Source organism: Streptomyces sp. GLSS-08, assembly GCF_056387915.1.
The window spans coordinates 205,027-221,060 of record NZ_JBWJAQ010000007.1 but is presented as its reverse complement, the minus strand read 5'-3'; the positions used below and the strand labels follow the sequence as shown (position 1 = coordinate 221,060).

The window sequence follows — 16,034 nt, the reverse complement described above, 5'->3', positions numbered from 1 at the left end:
ATTGAGCGCTAATGACCGGCGCATTCCGAGGAGGCACTCCATGCGTGGAGCCAGGCACGCCACATGGGCCGCATGCGCGGCGGCGGTAGCCCTCGCGGCGACCGCCTGCGGGGGCGGGGGGAGCGACAGCGGCGGCGACGGCTCCGGGGTCCTCAGTTCCTCCTGGGGCGACCCGCAGAACCCGCTGGAGCCGGCCAACACCAACGAGGTGCAGGGCGGCAAGGTCCTCGACATGATCTTCCGTGGTCTGAAGCGGTACGACGCGAAGACCGGAAAGGCCGACGACATGCTGGCCGAGAAGATCGAGACCTCGGACTCGCAGAACTTCACGATCACGATCAAGGACGGCTGGAAGTTCAGCAATGGCGAGGCCGTCACCGCCAAGTCCTTCGTCGACGCCTGGAACTACGGCGCCAGCCTCAAGAACAACCAGAAGAACGCCTACTTCTTCGGGTACATCGACGGGTACGACAAGGTCCACCCCGACTCCGGCAAGCAGAGCGCGGACACGCTGTCCGGCCTCGCCGTCAAGGACGACAAGACCTTCACCGTCAAGCTCAACCAGAAGTTCTCGACCTTCCCCGACACCCTCGGCTACGCGGCCTTCTCGCCGTTGCCCCAGGCGTTCTTCGACGACCACGCGAACTGGCTGAAGAAGCCGGTCGGCAACGGCCCGTACGCCGTCGACTCGTACACCAAGGGCTCGACGATGTCCCTGCGCAAGTGGGACGGCTACTCCGGCGACGACAAGGCGCAGAACGGCGGGGTGGACCTGAAGGTCTACACCGACAACAACACCGCCTACACCGACCTCATGGCCGGCAACCTGGACCTCGTCGACGACGTGCCCGCCTCCCAGCTCAAGAACGCCAAGAGCGACCTCGGCGACCGCTACATCAACACGCCCGCCGGCATCATCCAGACCCTCGCCTTCCCGTTCTACGACAAGAAGTGGGACACGGCCGGGATGGAGAAGGTCCGCACGGGCCTGTCCATGGCCATCAACCGCAAGCAGATCACCGAGACGATCTTCCAGAAGACCCGCACCCCCGCCACCGACTGGACCTCGCCGGTGCTCGGCGCGGAGGGCGGCTTCAAGGAGGGGCTGTGCGGCGACGCCTGCGAGTACAACGCGAGCGAGGCCAAGAAGATGATCGAGGACGGCGGGGGCCTGCCCGGCGGTCAGATCAAGATCACGTACAACGCGGACACCGGCTCCCACAAGGAGTGGATCGACGCCGTGTGCAACAGCATCAACAACGCCCTCGGCAACGACAAGGCATGCGTCGGCAACCCCGTCGGCACCTTCGCCGACTACCGCAACCAGATCACGCAGCAGAAGATGTCGGGCCCCTTCCGGGCCGGCTGGCAGATGGACTACCCGCTGATCCAGAACTTCCTCCAGCCGCTGTACTACACCAACGCCTCCTCCAACGACGGCAAGTGGTCCGACAAGGACTTCGACAAGCTCGTCGACCAGGCGAACGCGGAGACCGACACCGCCAAGGCCGTCGACCTCTTCCAGCAGGCCGAGGGGGTCGTCCGGGACAACATGGCGGCCATCCCGCTCTGGTACCAGAACGGCAGCGCCGGCTACTCGGACCGGCTTTCGAACGTGGCGCTCAACCAGTTCAGCGTCCCCGTCTACGGCGAGATCAAGGTCGGCTGAGCCGCGCCGGGCGGCCCCGCCGACCAGCGGGCCGCCCCTCCTACCTCCGGAGCCCCCATGGGACGGTACGTAATCCGGCGCCTGCTGCAGATGATCCCGGTCTTCATCGGCGCCACGCTTCTGATCTTCCTGATGGTGAACGTGATGGGCGACCCCATCGCGGGCCTGTGCGGCGACCGCCAGTGCGACCCCGCCACCGCCGCCCAGCTGAAGAAGGAGTTCGGCCTCGACAAGCCGGTCTGGCAGCAATACCTGACCTACATGGGCAACGTCTTCACCGGTGACTTCGGCACCGCCTTCAACGGCCAGCCGGTCACCGAACTGATGGCGACCGCCTTCCCGGTCACCATCCGGCTCACCGTCGTCGCGATCCTCTTCGAGATCGTCATCGGGATCCTGCTCGGCGTCGTCACCGGCCTGCGCCGCGGACGCCCCGTCGACACCGGGGTGCTGCTGCTCACCCTCGTCGTCATCTCGGTGCCGACCTTCGTCACCGGCCTGCTGCTCCAGCTGCTGCTCGGCGTCGAATGGGGCTGGATCAAGCCGTCCGTCTCCTCCGACGCCACCTTCGGCGAGCTGATCGTGCCCGGCCTCGTCCTGGCCTCGGTGTCCCTGGCCTACGTGACCCGGCTGACCCGGACCTCCATCGCGGAGAACAAACGGTCCGACTACGTCCGCACGGCGGTCGCCAAGGGCCTGCCCCGGCGCCGCGTGATCGTCCGTCATCTGCTGCGCAACTCGCTGATCCCCGTGGTCACCTTCATCGGCACGGACATCGGCGCGCTCATGGGCGGCGCCATCGTCACCGAGCGGATCTTCAACATCCACGGCGTCGGCTTCCAGCTCTACCAGGGGATCCTGCGGCAGAACACCCAGACCGTCGTCGGTTTCGTGACCGTCCTGGTCCTCGTCTTCCTGGTCGCCAACCTGCTCGTCGACCTCCTCTACGCCGTACTCGACCCGAGGATCCGCTATGCCTGAGCAGCCGTACGAGCCGGACGGTGCCATCGCCGCGACCGGCATGGGCGGCGCGATGGACCTCGCCACCAGCGAGGGCGCCACCCTGGAGAAGACCCCGGGCGGCCCCGAGGGCACCGGACCGCAGGAGAAGCCGCGCTCGCTCTGGTCCGACGCCTGGCGCGACCTGCGCCGCAACCCCGTCTTCATCGTCTCCGCGCTGGTCATCCTCTTCCTGGTCGTCATCTCGCTCTGGCCGTCGCTGATCGCCTCCCAGAACCCGCTGAACTGCAACCTGTCCAAGGCCCAGGAGGGCTCCCAGCCGGGCCACCCGTTCGGCTTCGACGGCCAGGGCTGCGACGTCTACACCCGGACGGTGTACGGGACCCGGGTCTCGATCACGGTCGGCGTCTGCGCCACGCTCGGCGTCGCGATCCTCGGCACGGTGCTGGGCGGCCTCGCCGGGTTCTTCGGCGGGATGGGTGACTCGGTCCTGTCCCGGATCACGGACATCTTCTTCGCGATCCCCGTGGTGCTCGGCGGCCTCGTACTCCTGTCCGTGGTGACCAGCAACACGGTCTGGCCCGTCATCGGCTTCATGGTGCTCCTCGGCTGGCCGCAGATCTCCCGGATCGCCCGCGGCTCCGTCATCACCACCAAGCAGAACGACTACGTCCAGGCGGCCCGCGCCCTCGGCGCCGCCAACTCACGCCTGCTGCTGCGCCACATCACGCCCAACGCCGTCGCGCCCGTGATCGTCGTGGCGACCATCGCGCTCGGCACCTACATCGCCCTGGAGGCGACGCTCTCCTACCTCGGCGTCGGACTGAAGCCGCCCACCGTGTCCTGGGGCATCGACATCTCCGCCGCCTCCCAGTACATCCGCCAGGCTCCCCACATGCTGCTGTGGCCGGCCGGCGCCCTCGCGATCACCGTCCTGGCGTTCATCATGCTCGGCGACGCGGTGCGCGACGCCCTCGACCCGAAGCTGAGGTGACCGCCGTGCTGCTCGAAGTGCGCGACCTGCACGTGGAGTTCCGGACCAGGGACGGCGTCGCCAGGGCCGTCAACGGGGTGAACTACAGCGTCGACGAGGGCGAGACGCTCGCCGTGCTCGGCGAGTCCGGCTCCGGCAAGTCCGTGACCGCGCAGGCCGTCATGGGCATCCTCGACGTGCCGCCCGGCAGGATCACCGGCGGCGAGATCCTCTTCCGGGGCCAGGACCTCCTGAAGTTCAAGGAGGAGGACCGGCGCAAGGTCCGCGGCGCCGAGATGGCGATGATCTTCCAGGACGCCCTGTCCTCCCTCAACCCCGTACTGTCCGTGGGCGACCAGCTCGGCGAGATGTTCGTCGTGCACCGCGGGATGTCCCGCAAGGACGCCCGGGCCCGGGCGATCGAGCTGATGGACCGGGTGCGGATCCCGGGCGCCGCCCAGCGGGTGCGCGACTATCCGCACCAGTTCTCCGGAGGCATGCGCCAGCGCATCATGATCGCCATGGCGCTGGCCCTCGAACCCGCGCTGATCATCGCCGACGAACCCACCACCGCCCTCGACGTCACCGTGCAGGCGCAGGTCATGGACCTCCTTGCGGAACTCCAGCGCGAACTCGACATGGGGCTCATCCTCATCACCCACGACCTCGGCGTGGTCGCGGACGTCGCCGACCGGATCGCGGTGATGTACGCGGGCCGCATCGTCGAAACGGCGCCGGTCCACGACATCTACAAGGCGCCCGCGCACCCCTACACCCGGGGCCTGCTCGAATCGATCCCGCGGCTGGACCAGAAGGGCCAGGAGCTCTACGCCATCAAGGGGCTGCCGCCGAACCTCATGCACATCCCGCCGGGCTGCGCCTTCAACCCGCGCTGCCCGATGGCCCAGGACGTGTGCAGGACCGACGAACCGCCGCTCTACGAGGTTTCCGACGAGCGCGGGAGTGCCTGCCACTTCTGGAGGGAGTGTCTGCATGGCTGAGACGACGCCGGTGCCGACGAGCGAGCCGATCCTCGAGGTCAGCGGCCTGGTCAAGCACTATCCGCTCACCCGGGGCATCGTCCTGCGCAAGCAGATCGGGTCGGTGAAGGCCGTCGACGGCGTCGACTTCGCGCTGGGCGGGGGCGAGACCCTCGGCATCGTGGGCGAGTCCGGCTGCGGCAAGTCGACGGTCGCCAAGATGCTCGTCAACCTGGAGAAGCCGACGGCGGGGGTGATCAAATACCGGGGCGAGGACGTCACCAAGCTGTCCGGGCGCGCACTGAAGGCCGTGCGCCGCAACATCCAGATGGTCTTCCAGGACCCGTACACCTCGCTCAACCCCCGGATGACGGTGGGCGACATCATCGGGGAGCCCTACGAGATCCACCCCGAGGTCGCGCCGAAGGGCGACCGCCGCAAGCGGGTGCAGGACCTGCTGGACGTGGTCGGACTCAACCCCGAGTACATCAACCGCTACCCCCACCAGTTCTCCGGCGGCCAGCGCCAGCGCATCGGCATCGCCCGCGGCCTCGCGCTGCGCCCCGAGATCATCGTGGCGGACGAGCCGGTCTCCGCCCTCGACGTCTCCGTGCAGGCGCAGGTCATCAACCTGCTCGACAAGCTCCAGGACGAGTTCGACCTCTCCTACGTCTTCATCGCGCACGACCTGTCGATCGTCCGGCACATCTCCGACCGCGTCGGGGTGATGTACCTGGGGCGGATCGTGGAGATCGGCAGGGACGCCGAGATCTACGACCACCCGACGCATCCCTACACCCAGGCGCTGCTCTCCGCCGTGCCGGTGCCCGACCCGGAGGCGCGCGAGCACCGGGAGCGGATCATCCTCACCGGCGACGTGCCCTCCCCGGCGAACATCCCCTCCGGGTGCCGCTTCCGCACCCGCTGCTGGAAGGCGCGGGAGCGCTGCGCCCTGGAGGTCCCGCTGCTCGCGGTGCCCGCCGAGTTCCGGCTCACCGAGGGGCCCGCGGCACACGACTCGGCCTGTCACTTCGCGGAGGAGAAGCGCGTGGTGCCCCCGGAGGAGCACCGGGCGTCGCCCCCGGGGGACCTGCCCCTGCGCCGGCCGGGGAGCGGCGAGCCGCCCCCTTCGCCACCGCCCGGCGGGGTTGCATAGGCGTACAAACACGCATGAACGTCGTTTACACGCAGGCAACTTGGCGGAAGCCGTACCGATATACGGACGCGGCAGGGTGAACAGCGTACGGCCGTGCGGGTGCCGTAGACGGGCCGGGGCGCACCATGTCGCCCCGGCCCGTCGCCATGGTCAGACGAGGCCCAGCGACCGCTTAAGGAAGTCCACCTGGAGCAGCAGCAGGTTCTCCGCGACCTGTTCCTGCGGGGTCATGTGCGTGACGCCCGACAGGGGCAGCACCTCGTGCGGGCGGCCGGCGGCGAGCAGCGCCGAGGACAGGCGCAGGGAGTGGGCCACCACCACGTTGTCGTCGGCGAGTCCGTGGACGATCATCATCGGCCGGGCGGGCTCCGCGGCGGCCACCAGTCCGTCGTCGTCGATCAGCGAGTTCGCCGCGTACACCTCGGGCCGGACGCCCGGATCGCCCAGATAGCGCTCGGTGTAGTGGGTGTCGTACAGCCGCTGGTCGGTGACCGGCGCGCCCAGGATGCCGGCGTGGAAGACGTCCGGGCGGCGCAGCACCGCGAGTCCCGCCAGATACCCGCCGAACGACCAGCCGCGGATCGCCACCCGGTCCAGGTCGAGCGGGAACGACCCGGCGAGACCCTGGAGGGCGTCGACCTGGTCCTGGAGCACGACGGCGGCCAGATCGTCCTTGACCGCCTTCTCCCAGGCGGGCGAGCGCCCGGGCATGCCCCGGCCGTCCGCGACGATCACCGCGAACCCCTGGTCGGCGAACCACTGCGAGGTCAGGTGGGCGTTGTGCGCGGCGAGCACGCGCTGACCGTGTGGACCGCCGTACGGATCCATCAGCACGGGCAGGGGAGTGTCACCGTGGTAGTCCGTAGGCATAAGCACGGCGCATGGAATTCGCCGTGCGCCCCCCTCGGTGAGGGTCACGCGCGGGGACAGACCGGGGCGTTCGGCGTACGACGCCACACTGGCCGCCTTGCGTGAGCCGCCCGCCGGAGGTGCCCCCGCCCCGCTCCGCCTGCTCTCGTGCAGCACCTGCACCTGGCTGCCCGGCCGGTCCGGCGTCGCCGAGACGAGCACGGTCACCCCGCCCGCCCGCACCGCCGAGTGCACGCCGGGCTCCTGCGAGACGCGCCCCACCCCCAGCTCGTTCACCCGGTAGACGTGGACCTCGCCGATCTCCGGGTCGGCCGCCGCCCTGCCCGCCGACGCCGAGACCAGCACGTCGTCGGTCGACACGTCCAGCACCGCGCGGATGTGCAACTGCGGTCCGGTCAGCGTGCGTTCGCCGAAGGCGAGCACCCGCGCCCCGCCCTCGTCGGCGATCCGCACCAGCTGTCCGCCGGGGCTCCAGCAGGGCACGCCAGGGAAAAGATCCAGCCATTGTGGATCTTCGTCGGCGTGCACCATCCGGGTCGCCCCGGTGTCCGGGTTCACCGCCAGGAACAGCTGGCTGCGCTGGTCCCGCGCCTGCACGAGCACGAGCGGCGCCCCCGCCGCTGACCAGTGCACATGCGCCAGATACGGGTAGCGTGCCCGGTCCCACACCACCTCCGTGCGCGTCCCGTCAAGGCCCAGCACGAAGAGCCGTACCTCCGCGTTCTCGGTGCCCGCCGCCGGATACGCGACCTGCTGCGGATCCCGCTCGGGGTGCGCGGGATCCGCGATCCACCAGCGCTTGACCGGGGCGTCGTCGACCCGGGCGACCAGCAGCCGGTCCGACTCCGGGGACCACCAGAAACCGCGCGAACGCCCCATCTCCTCGGCCGCGATGAACTCGGCCAATCCATAGGAAACCGTCTCCGATTCAGGCTCCGCCAGCACCCGGTCGTCCGCACCCTCGGCGCCGACCACGCGCAGGGCACCGCCGGCCACGTACGCGATCCGGCGGCCGTCGGGGGCGGGGCGCGGGTCGATCACCGGTCCCGGCACCCGCAGTTCACGGGCCGTGCCGGCCCGCAGCTCCGCCGTGAAGAGCCGTCCTGACAAGGAGAAAGACGCCAACTCCGCTGCCGCGTCGGTGGCGTAGCCGACGATCCCGGCGCCGCCCTCGCGACTGCGCTCGCGGCGCGCCAACTCCTGCGCCGACAGCCGCTCCGTGCGGCCCCCGAGCAGCGTCCGCGGGTCGGCGACGACGCGTTCCCCGCCCTCGGCGACGTCCAGGACCCACAGCAGGTTCGCCCGGTCCGTGCCGGAGCGGGAACGCAGGAAAACGACGCGTGAACCGTCGGGTGACACGGTGAAAGCGCGGGGTGCGCCGAGGGTGAACCGCTGGGTGCGCGCCTGCAGGCGCGGGAAGGAAAGGGGCTCGGTCGTCATGCCCCGACCATATTGGCCATGCGCCCCCTTGTGCGGCCGTGCGCCGATCGATGCGCGCGTACGGATAGTTATGATCACTAGCGCTGCGTGGGTAGGAACCCGCTTGGCCGCTGTATGGGTTTACCGACCCCGTTCGACGCCCCTCGTCCCTGGGATCTTTGGAGGTGAGCCGCCGTGGCACTCTCGATTTCGGCGGTGGTGCTGCTGGCGATCATCGTCTTCATCCTGGTGAAGAAGTCAGGACTGAAGGGAGGTCACGCCATCGTGTGTGTCCTGTTCGGTTTCTATCTCGCCTCGTCGACGGTGGCACCCACGATCAACGAGGTGACCACGAACATCGCGGGCATGATCGGCAGCATCAAGTTCTGATCCGCGTGCGGTGCGTGATCGGTGCGGCGTGGGTTCCGGGGTGACGCCCGAAGCCCACTCCGCCCGTCCCGTTCTCTCCCCGCGCGCCCGAGGCCGAGTGGACCGTCAGCCCTCGGACGCGTACGGCACGAAGTCGGCCCAGGCTTCCGGCGAGAGCTGGAGGAGGGGGCCGCCGGCGGTGTGCTTGGAGTCGCGGACGTGGATAGTGCCGGGGGTGGTGGCGATCTCGACGCAGGAGTCACCGTCAGGGCCGTCGCTGTAGCTGCTCTTGAACCACGCCAACTCGGAGTTCTTTCCAGCGGAACCCTTGTGGATCATGTCTCTCCCAGCAGTTGTTCGATGAAGGTCAGCGACTCCCGTGGCGTGAGAGCCTGGGCCCGGATGGTGCCATACCGCAGCTCAAGGATTCGCAGCTGCTTCGGATCTGAGATCGGTCGGCCGTTGTACGCGCCGTCGGAACGGCCCACTGCCGTGCCGTCCGGAAACTTCAGCACCTCGATCTTTCCGCTCAGCCCAGGGTGCGCCTCGGAGCTCGTCGGCATCACCTGAAGTGTGACGTGGCGCAACTGTCCCAACTCCAGCAGATGTTCGAGCTGCTGACGCCACACCATTGTGCCTCCGACAGGCCGACGCAGTGTCGCCTCTTCCTGGACGAAGCTGAGAGCGGGGGCGGGCGACCGCTCGAAGATCGATTTCCGGGCCAGGCGGGCAGCCACCCGCCGCTCAGCCTCCTCCGGTGAGTAAACAGGCTGCCAGACCTCGAACAGCGCCCGCGCATGCTCCGCCGTCTGCAACAACCCATGCAGGCTGAGCCCGACGTACACCCCGAGTTCGACGGCCTGCGCTTCCAGCTTGGCGATCTCGCGGACGTTCTTCGGGTACCGGACCTTCTTCACGTCCTCCTTCATCGCCGAGAGCAGCCCGCCCGCCCCCAGAACCTTGTCGGCCTTGTCCAGGTACTCGGGGCGGGGGATCCGCTTCCCGCTCTCGATCTTGTAGACGAGGTCCTCGCCGTACCCGACCGCCAGCCCGAAGTCGGCCGCGCGCATCCCCACGGCCTCTCGCCGCAGTTTCAGCTGCCGCCCCACCGTCTCGACGACGGCGATGCCCCAGTCGTCGTCCGGGTCCACCTCCCAACCCGGTTCGTCCGCCTCCTCCTTGAGCTGGACCGGCTTGCCGTTCACCTGCGTCATTCGCACCCCTCCGCCACCGAAACCGACAGTCCCGACACGACCGGACAACACCCGGACAGTCACCGTACGCAACGGCTCCATCACTGTTCACGGTAAGTGGGAGTGGCCACTCTGAGTGACGTGATCCAGGAATCCCTCTCCTCTGTGCCCCAACCCGGCCGGCACCTCCGCAACTTCAGCGTGCGGTTGTCTCCGACACTTCGTGGAGCGCGCCTCGCCCGATTGCTGACCGTCGAGCAACTGCGCTCCTGGGGAATGCCGGTGGACCCGGCCGGCCAGATCGTCGCCGAACTCGCGGCGAACGCGGTGACCCATGGGCGCGTACCGGGCCGGGACTTCAGACTCACGCTCTACGTCATCGCGCGCACGCTGCGCATCGAGGTGACCGACACGGCGGGGGACCGCCCTCCCCAGCCACCGCATCCGGGCCCCGACGCCGAATCCGAGTCGGGCCGTGGACTGCTCCTGGTCGGGGCGCTCGCCGACCGGTGGGGCTGGGCTCCGGAGTTGCGCCCGCGCAAGACGGTCTGGGCCGAGGTCGTGCTTCCACCGGAGGACGTTCAGAGCCGCCGCGACTCCTGATCGCCGGAAGACCCGGACGAGACGACGCGCGGCCGTCACCGGAACCCGGATTCTCGGGCTTCGGGGCAAGTGGCGCTCATTCCAAAGGACCTTGACTGCGGAGAAAGAACCCGACCAAGCCCCACCCCTCCCGCCCGTCGGGCAAACTCACTCCCGCGAGTGAATATGCCCAACTCCGCTGGATTTGGGACGGGTTGCCTGCCTTACGCTCAGCGCGACGCAGGACCTCGACGCAGCACCACAACCGCAGACATGCGACGGCCCCCGCCGGGACTGCAATCCCAGTGCGAGGGCCTGACCGCCGAGGAAGTAGGAGCTTCCCGATGGATACGCGAAACCCTAGCGCGCCCCCGTGCGCCGAGTCCCGTGACACGGGCAAAAACCACCCCCGCGCGGGCGGACTCACCCACGACAACGCCCGTCACACCACCCGCTTCACGGTGATCGGCAACCACCTCGCCCAGCACCGGGAGCTGTCCCTCCTGGCGATCGGGCTGGGTGTGCACATCCAGTCGCTGCCCAAAGGGGCGCGGGTCGACATCAAGACCCTCGCCGTCCGCTTCCCCGAGGGTGCGGTCCGGATCTCCGCCGCGCTGCGCGAGCTGGAGACCCACGGCTATCTGCGCCGCACCCGCGAGCGCGTCCCAGGCGGCCGCATCGTCACCCGCACGGTCTCCTGCAACCAGCCCGGCCGCCAGGACCGCCGCCCTTCAGCCGCCGATCGCGCTCACGACCCCGCAACCACTCCCGCCAACCCGAAGAAGCGCACACCCCGCAAGCCACTCCCCGCCGTACCGCGCCCCGGCCACCCCGCTCCGGCACTTCTCCAGGCGGCCACCGACCTCCTCGCCGGCCTTCGCCGTCACGATCCCCGCCTCCTCCTCTCCGCCTGTGACACGGCCCACCTCGCCCCCGGCGTCGCCGCCTGGCTGGAGCGGGACGTCAGCGCCACCGCCGTACGCCAGGCACTCACCGCTGACCTTCCGCCGGAGGGCGTACGCCGCCCGGCCGCCCTCCTGGCGCACCGGCTCACCGCACAGCTGCCGCCCCCGCCACCGTTCGGCCTGCCGACAGCCCGGCCTCCGGCCGTCCGGCACCCCCTCCAGACCTGCGACGGCTGCGACCGCGCCTTCCGCAGCGCAGAACCCGGCAACTGCCGGGACTGCCGGCGCGACGCCCGTACGGCCGCCTGATGCGAAACTCCCGTGCCCGTGTCCCGTATCGGCGTCAGCGTGCCCCGATACGCTGGCCGGAGCACGCACTGGAGGACACCATGAGCACTCAGGCCGATCACGGACGCGAGCTGATTCCCCGCCCCCAGCAGACCCCTGACGCCCTGCGCGCGGCACTCGCGGTCGTCGACCCAGCCCGTCTGGAAGAGATGCAGGCGACCAAGGACGACGCCTTCGCCAAGGCGGTGGAGTGGCAATCCCTGAGTCCGGTGCAGAGCTGGGTGCTGACCTGGGCCAGGGACATCGAGATCGCCCGTCGCCCTGAGCTGTCCGTCCGCCACGCACGCGCCAGAAGCAACCTGGAGCACGAAGACCCTGTCGTCGCCCGTGAAGCCCTCGGTGAGCTGAGCGCTGTCCTGGATGAAGCCCTGAAGGCAGTGCGCGAGTGAGCTGGAAGTGGGAGTACGCCTTCGGAGCGGAGCAGGCCGCCCGTACAGCTCCTGCAAACTTTCTCTCCGAGGTGGAGAGAATCGCGACCGAGCTGTTCAGAGCTGCTGAGGCCCTTCATGTCCATGGCCGAGCCCACGACGGCATCGATCCCAAGGGCGGCGACATCATCGTCCCCGGCGGCATGTTCACGTATCAGGTCGTCGTGCGCAGCGAGCGCGTATACGTCGTTCAGATCACCTATCTGGGATTCTGAACGATTCGCTTGAGAAGGCGCTTGCAGTCGCGGGGAGTGAGGGCACCCCCAGGACGCGACTACCCGGGAAGCCGCCTCGTAGGGTGGGACCCATGACGGAACTGCCCGACCGGCGTCTGCTCCTGGTGCACGCGCACCCGGACGACGAGTCGATCAACAACGGCGCGACCATGGCCAGGTACGCGGCCGAGGGCGCCCGGGTGACGCTGGTGACCTGCACCCTCGGTGAGCAGGGCGAGGTCATCCCGCCCGCGCTCGCCCACCTGACCGGCGCCGCCCTCGGCGCACACCGGCTGGGCGAGCTGGACGCGGCGATGCGCGCCCTCGGCGTCGAGGACTTCCGCCGGCTCGGCGGCGACGGCCGGTACCGGGACTCCGGAATGATGGGCGGCCCCGAGAACGACGAGCCGGGCTCCTTCTGGCGGGCGGACGTCGACGAGGCCGCCGCCCGTCTCGTCGAGGTGATCCGCGAGGTGCGGCCGCAGGTGCTCGTCACCTACGACCCCGACGGCGGCTACGGACACCCGGACCACATCCAGACCCACCGCGTGGCCGTGCGCGCCGCGGAACTCGCCGCGCAGGCCGGCTTCCGCCCCGGCCTCGGCGCGCCCTGGCAGATCGCCAAGGTGTACTGGAACCGCGTACCGCGCTCCGTGGCCGAGGAGGCCTTCGCCCGCCTGCGCGCCGCCCTTCCGGACCTGCCCCACGCGAAGTCGGCGCAGCTCGCCGACGTGCCGGGCGTCGCCGACGACGCGGTGATCACCACGGCGATCGACGGCACCGCGTTCGCCGCCGCCAAGGCCGCCGCGATGCGGGCGCACGCCACCCAGATCGAGGTGACCGGACCCTGGTTCGCCCTCTCGAACGAGCTGGCGCAGCCCCTCTTCACCACCGAGTACTACGAGTTGGTGCGCGGGGAACCCGGCGGGACGCCGGAGACGGACCTGTTCGCGGGCCTCGCGGACGCGCGGACCGGGCAGCGGGAGACGGAGAGCCGATGAGTACGACGGGCAGACAGGGCAGCACACTGGCCCAGCCGTTGCAGCGCCCCTCCGGCGGACGCATGGCCGCAGGCCTGGGACTGTTCGTGCTGGGCGCGGTGGTCGGTACGGCCGGGGCGCTCGTGCAATCCGGCTGGTTCCCCGGCGGGTTGCTGCTCGCCCTGGCGGGCGCGGCCGGACTCTTCCTCGGCGGCTCGCGCGCGCTCGGCACCAGAGCCGGCGCCGTCGCCCCGGCCGTCGGCTGGACGCTCGCCGTCATCCTGCTCACCGCCAGCCGCCCCGAAGGGGACTTCCTGTTCGGCGCGGGGCTCGGCTCCTACCTTTTCCTGCTCGGCGGGATGGCGGCCGCTGTGATGTGCGCCACCCTGGGCATCGAGCGGCAACCGGGCGGTCCTCCGGCCCGACTTGAGAAATGACGTACTACTTCGCCGTATCAGAGACGTGCGGGTCCCGTGGGGGTTTCCCTCCCGGGCGCGGCCCGCGCGTGGAGACGGACAGTATGGTGGTGCGCGCCGCCGAGCTGCCCGAGATGAGGTCGAGTAAACGGGCGGCGGAGCCAACCGGGAGAACCTGCCTTGAGTCGTGAAACTGACAGTTCGTCCTCCGGGCCCAACGGGCGCGGTGGAGCCGCGTACCCGTCGGGGACGCCGCCGTACGGGACCCCCACGGCTTCCGAAGACGGTACCGACGCGGGCCGTTCGGCCACGCAGCCGGAGGAACGCAAGACCGAGACCACGCTGACGACCCGGATCCGGATCAACATCCCCGGCTCGCGGCCCATTCCGCCGGTCGTCGTGCGTACGCCCATGGCCGACGCCGACGCGTCCGCCGAGCACGGCGACGGCGCGGGCAGTGACCCCGAGACGACGGGGTCCATGCGCTTGCCCGCCGTCGCCTCCGGCCCGCCCGCGCCCGCCGGTGAAGGCCCCGGCGAGCCCTCCGGGCCGGGCGAGGAGAAGACCAGCGACTGGTTCGCGCCGCGCAAGTCCGGCGCGCCCAAGGGCGCGTCGGGCGGCGGCCCGGCCAACGGCGCGGGTCTGCCCGCGGGTTCGGCACCCGCCGGGACCGGCGCCCCCGCGGGCTCCGCACCGGCGCCCGGCATGTCCTCGGGTCCGCAGGGCCCGGGCGGCGCGCGACCCAAAGCCCCCGGCGGGTCCGGACCGCTCGGCGGCCAGGGCGGTGCCCGGCCCGGCGGTACGAACGGCGCGGGGCCCGCGGGCGCCACCGGCGGGGGCCCCGTGGCTCCCGGCCACGGTGGCGGCACCGGCTCCTTCGACGTCTCCGGCGCCCTCGTCGGCCCTCCGGCCGGCGCCGAGTCGCGCCGTGACGACCTGCCGTACTTCTCCGACAACGGCCAGGGCCAGGGCCAGGGCGGCGGCGGGCGCGGTCCCGCCGGCCCGACCGGCGGTCCGGTCACCGGCGACGGCCCGCTGGTACCGCCCGCGGGCCCCGGCGCGGGCCCCCGCGGCCCGGGCGGCCCCGGCGGCATGGGACCCGGCGGTCCGGGTGCTCCCGGTGCGGGACCCGGCGGCCCCGGCGGCATGGGACCCGGCGGTCCGGGTGCTCCCGGTGCGGGACCCGGCGGTCCCGGCGGCATGGGATCCGGCGGGGGCCTCAGCGACGACACGGCGATCCTCACGCCGCAGCGGCCCGCCCCCGAACCGGGCGGCCAGGGCTACGGCGCCAACGACAACGTCTCCGGGCACACGGTCACCAGCGGCATCCCCGTCGTCCCGGGCGGCGCCCAGAGCTCGCCGTTCGGACCCGGCGGCCACTCCGAGGGACCGCTGCCGCACACGCCCCCGAAGCTGCCCGACCCCGCCCCGAAGCCGGCCGCTTCCGCCAAGCCGAAAAAGAAGAAGAAGGGGCGCAGCAAGCTGGTGCTCCTCGGTGTCGGCGTGGTGTTCCTCGGCGGCGTCGCGTACGGCGCCGGGCTGCTCATGAACCACTCGGACGTGCCCAAGGGCACCACCGTGCTCGGCGTCGACATCGGCGGCGGTACCCGCGACGAGGCCGTCAAGAAGCTCGACGACGCCTTCGGGGGCCGTACGAACAAGGCGCTGCAGCTGTCGGTCGGCGGCGACACGGTGTCCCTCAAGCCGGACCAGGCGGGCCTCCAGCTCGACAGCAAGGCCACGGTCAGCGCCGCCGCGGGCAGCGACTACAACCCGGTGTCCGTGATCGGCTCCCTCTTCGGGCAGCAGCGCGTCGTGGAACCCGTGATGCCGGTGGACGAGGAGAAGCTCCAGGCCGCCCTCCAGCGCGCCGCGGGCGGCGCGGGTTCGGCCGGCGACGGCACGATCAAGTTCCAGCCCGGCAAGGCCGTCGCCGTGTACGGCAAGGCGGGCAAGGGCATCGACGTCGCGTCCTCGACCGAGGCCGTCGAGCAGGCCTACCGCAGTCAGGTGGAGTCCGGCACGACCACCCCCGTCAAGGTGCCGACCACCACCAAGCAGCCGACGGTCCCGGACGCCGAGGTCGACCGGATGATGAAGAAGTTCGCCGAGCCGGCGATGTCCGGGATCGTCACCGTCCGGACGGACGCCGCCCACACGGTGTCCTTCAGCCCGCAGAACTCCCTGTGGAGGTTCCTGCGCGTGAAGGCCCAGGACGGCAAGCTCGTCGACTTCTACGACAGGGCGGAGCTGACCAAGCTCTACGGCAACACCTTCGACGGTGTCCTCGTCACCCGCGGCACCGGCAAGAAGACCCCGGTCACCGTGGAGGACGTGATCGGCGTCCTGCGTCCGGCGCTCATGTCGAAGAACGCCGCCGACCGGATCGCCGTGCTCGACACGGACCCGAGCTAGGGACGGGTGCGCCGGCCCCGCGCCGGTGACGGGGGTGACCGGCCGCCGGCCGGTCACCCCCGTCACCGGCGGCCATGACATCTGTCATCCCGGTCCGAGGACATCGGGCACTGCCGGTGCGGCCCCCGCGCGGCCACGATGGCTGCCATGACGAAG

Annotated in this window: 16 protein-coding genes; 13 read left to right on the top strand and 3 right to left on the bottom strand. The window is 70.5% G+C overall.

What is annotated here, in order from left to right:
• Positions 1 to 40: 40 nt before the first annotated feature.
• Genes AC0ZLC_RS15050 through AC0ZLC_RS15030 form a run of 5 tightly spaced genes read left to right on the top strand, consistent with a single transcriptional unit; the run spans position 41 to position 5,738 of the window.
• Positions 41 to 1,669, top strand: coding sequence for a peptide ABC transporter substrate-binding protein (locus AC0ZLC_RS15050; RefSeq protein WP_476752441.1), 1,629 nt, complete (start codon positions 41 to 43; stop codon positions 1,667 to 1,669).
• A 57-nt stretch (positions 1,670 to 1,726) separates the two neighbouring features.
• The gene (locus tag AC0ZLC_RS15045; protein ID WP_476752440.1) at positions 1,727 to 2,650 is read left to right on the top strand and encodes an ABC transporter permease; all 924 of its coding nucleotides are present in this window, start codon (positions 1,727 to 1,729) and stop codon (positions 2,648 to 2,650) included.
• Positions 2,643 to 3,623 carry an ABC transporter permease gene (locus AC0ZLC_RS15040; RefSeq protein ID WP_476752439.1) on the top strand — a complete coding sequence of 327 codons (981 nt, stop codon included), beginning with the start codon at positions 2,643 to 2,645 and terminating at the stop codon, positions 3,621 to 3,623. Before AC0ZLC_RS15045 ends, AC0ZLC_RS15040 begins: the two co-directional genes overlap by 8 nt.
• Before the next feature lie 5 nt (positions 3,624 to 3,628).
• Positions 3,629 to 4,603, top strand: a complete 975-nt coding sequence (locus tag AC0ZLC_RS15035; RefSeq protein ID WP_476752438.1) for an ABC transporter ATP-binding protein — start codon at positions 3,629 to 3,631, stop codon at positions 4,601 to 4,603.
• Entirely contained in the window at positions 4,596 to 5,738 is a 1,143-nt protein-coding gene (locus tag AC0ZLC_RS15030) for an ABC transporter ATP-binding protein (RefSeq protein WP_476752437.1), read from the top strand. Before AC0ZLC_RS15035 ends, AC0ZLC_RS15030 begins: the two co-directional genes overlap by 8 nt.
• Before the next feature lie 150 nt (positions 5,739 to 5,888).
• Here AC0ZLC_RS15030 and AC0ZLC_RS15025 read toward each other — a convergent pair whose 3' ends face one another.
• Entirely contained in the window at positions 5,889 to 8,048 is a 2,160-nt protein-coding gene (locus AC0ZLC_RS15025) for a S9 family peptidase (protein ID WP_476752436.1), read from the bottom strand.
• A 174-nt stretch (positions 8,049 to 8,222) separates the two neighbouring features.
• On the opposite strand from AC0ZLC_RS15025, the gene AC0ZLC_RS15020 reads away from it, so the two are divergent.
• Entirely contained in the window at positions 8,223 to 8,417 is a 195-nt protein-coding gene (locus tag AC0ZLC_RS15020; protein ID WP_476752435.1) for a hypothetical protein, read from the top strand.
• Positions 8,418 to 8,522: 105 nt separating this feature from the next.
• Here the strand turns inward: AC0ZLC_RS15020 and AC0ZLC_RS15015 are convergent, their stop codons facing one another.
• Both AC0ZLC_RS15015 and AC0ZLC_RS15010 read right to left on the bottom strand, forming a co-directional pair.
• Positions 8,523 to 8,735, bottom strand: a complete 213-nt coding sequence (locus AC0ZLC_RS15015; protein ID WP_476752434.1) for a DUF397 domain-containing protein — start codon at positions 8,733 to 8,735, stop codon at positions 8,523 to 8,525.
• Positions 8,732 to 9,610, bottom strand: a complete 879-nt coding sequence (locus AC0ZLC_RS15010) for a helix-turn-helix domain-containing protein (RefSeq protein WP_476752433.1) — start codon at positions 9,608 to 9,610, stop codon at positions 8,732 to 8,734. Before AC0ZLC_RS15010 ends, AC0ZLC_RS15015 begins: the two co-directional genes overlap by 4 nt.
• A gap of 111 nt (positions 9,611 to 9,721) precedes the next feature.
• Here AC0ZLC_RS15010 and AC0ZLC_RS15005 point away from each other — a divergent pair, with 111 nt between their 5' ends.
• From AC0ZLC_RS15005 to AC0ZLC_RS14975, 7 genes are all read left to right on the top strand, one after another.
• Positions 9,722 to 10,192 (top strand): ATP-binding protein, encoded by a 471-nt coding sequence (locus AC0ZLC_RS15005; protein ID WP_476752588.1) that lies wholly within the window; start codon positions 9,722 to 9,724, stop codon positions 10,190 to 10,192.
• 323 nt (positions 10,193 to 10,515) lie between these two features.
• Entirely contained in the window at positions 10,516 to 11,385 is an 870-nt protein-coding gene (locus tag AC0ZLC_RS15000) for a helix-turn-helix domain-containing protein (protein WP_476752432.1), read from the top strand.
• A gap of 80 nt (positions 11,386 to 11,465) precedes the next feature.
• On the top strand, positions 11,466 to 11,813 hold the full coding sequence (locus tag AC0ZLC_RS14995; protein WP_476752431.1) for a hypothetical protein: 348 nt from the start codon (positions 11,466 to 11,468) through the stop codon (positions 11,811 to 11,813).
• Entirely contained in the window at positions 11,810 to 12,067 is a 258-nt protein-coding gene (locus tag AC0ZLC_RS14990; protein WP_476752430.1) for a hypothetical protein, read from the top strand. Before AC0ZLC_RS14995 ends, AC0ZLC_RS14990 begins: the two co-directional genes overlap by 4 nt.
• 92 nt (positions 12,068 to 12,159) lie before the next feature.
• Positions 12,160 to 13,068: an N-acetyl-1-D-myo-inositol-2-amino-2-deoxy-alpha-D-glucopyranoside deacetylase gene (mshB, locus tag AC0ZLC_RS14985; protein WP_476752429.1), complete on the top strand. Its 909-nt coding sequence runs from the start codon at positions 12,160 to 12,162 to the stop codon at positions 13,066 to 13,068.
• Positions 13,065 to 13,484: a DUF6113 family protein gene (locus tag AC0ZLC_RS14980; protein WP_476752428.1), complete on the top strand. Its 420-nt coding sequence runs from the start codon at positions 13,065 to 13,067 to the stop codon at positions 13,482 to 13,484. The genes mshB and AC0ZLC_RS14980 overlap by 4 nt, the downstream gene beginning before the upstream one ends.
• Before the next feature lie 159 nt (positions 13,485 to 13,643).
• Entirely contained in the window at positions 13,644 to 15,878 is a 2,235-nt protein-coding gene (locus AC0ZLC_RS14975; RefSeq protein ID WP_476752427.1) for a hypothetical protein, read from the top strand.
• Positions 15,879 to 16,034 lie beyond the last annotated feature (156 nt).

Bases quoted from the DNA above. Each gene is read 5' to 3' on its own strand.
- AC0ZLC_RS15010 (WP_476752433.1), bottom strand. From the start codon at position 9,610: ATGACGCAGGTGAACGGCAAGCCGGTCCAGCTCAAGGAGGAGGCGGAC.
- AC0ZLC_RS15045 (WP_476752440.1), top strand. From the start codon at position 1,727: ATGGGACGGTACGTAATCCGGCGCCTGCTGCAGATGATCCCGGTCTTC.
- AC0ZLC_RS15025 (WP_476752436.1), bottom strand. From the start codon at position 8,048: ATGACGACCGAGCCCCTTTCCTTCCCGCGCCTGCAGGCGCGCACCCAG.
- AC0ZLC_RS15040 (WP_476752439.1), top strand. From the start codon at position 2,643: ATGCCTGAGCAGCCGTACGAGCCGGACGGTGCCATCGCCGCGACCGGC.
- AC0ZLC_RS15015 (WP_476752434.1), bottom strand. From the start codon at position 8,735: ATGATCCACAAGGGTTCCGCTGGAAAGAACTCCGAGTTGGCGTGGTTC.
- AC0ZLC_RS15050 (WP_476752441.1), top strand. From the start codon at position 41: ATGCGTGGAGCCAGGCACGCCACATGGGCCGCATGCGCGGCGGCGGTA.
- mshB (WP_476752429.1), top strand. From the start codon at position 12,160: ATGACGGAACTGCCCGACCGGCGTCTGCTCCTGGTGCACGCGCACCCG.
- AC0ZLC_RS14995 (WP_476752431.1), top strand. From the start codon at position 11,466: ATGAGCACTCAGGCCGATCACGGACGCGAGCTGATTCCCCGCCCCCAG.
- AC0ZLC_RS15000 (WP_476752432.1), top strand. From the start codon at position 10,516: ATGGATACGCGAAACCCTAGCGCGCCCCCGTGCGCCGAGTCCCGTGAC.
- AC0ZLC_RS14980 (WP_476752428.1), top strand. From the start codon at position 13,065: ATGAGTACGACGGGCAGACAGGGCAGCACACTGGCCCAGCCGTTGCAG.
- AC0ZLC_RS15030 (WP_476752437.1), top strand. From the start codon at position 4,596: ATGGCTGAGACGACGCCGGTGCCGACGAGCGAGCCGATCCTCGAGGTC.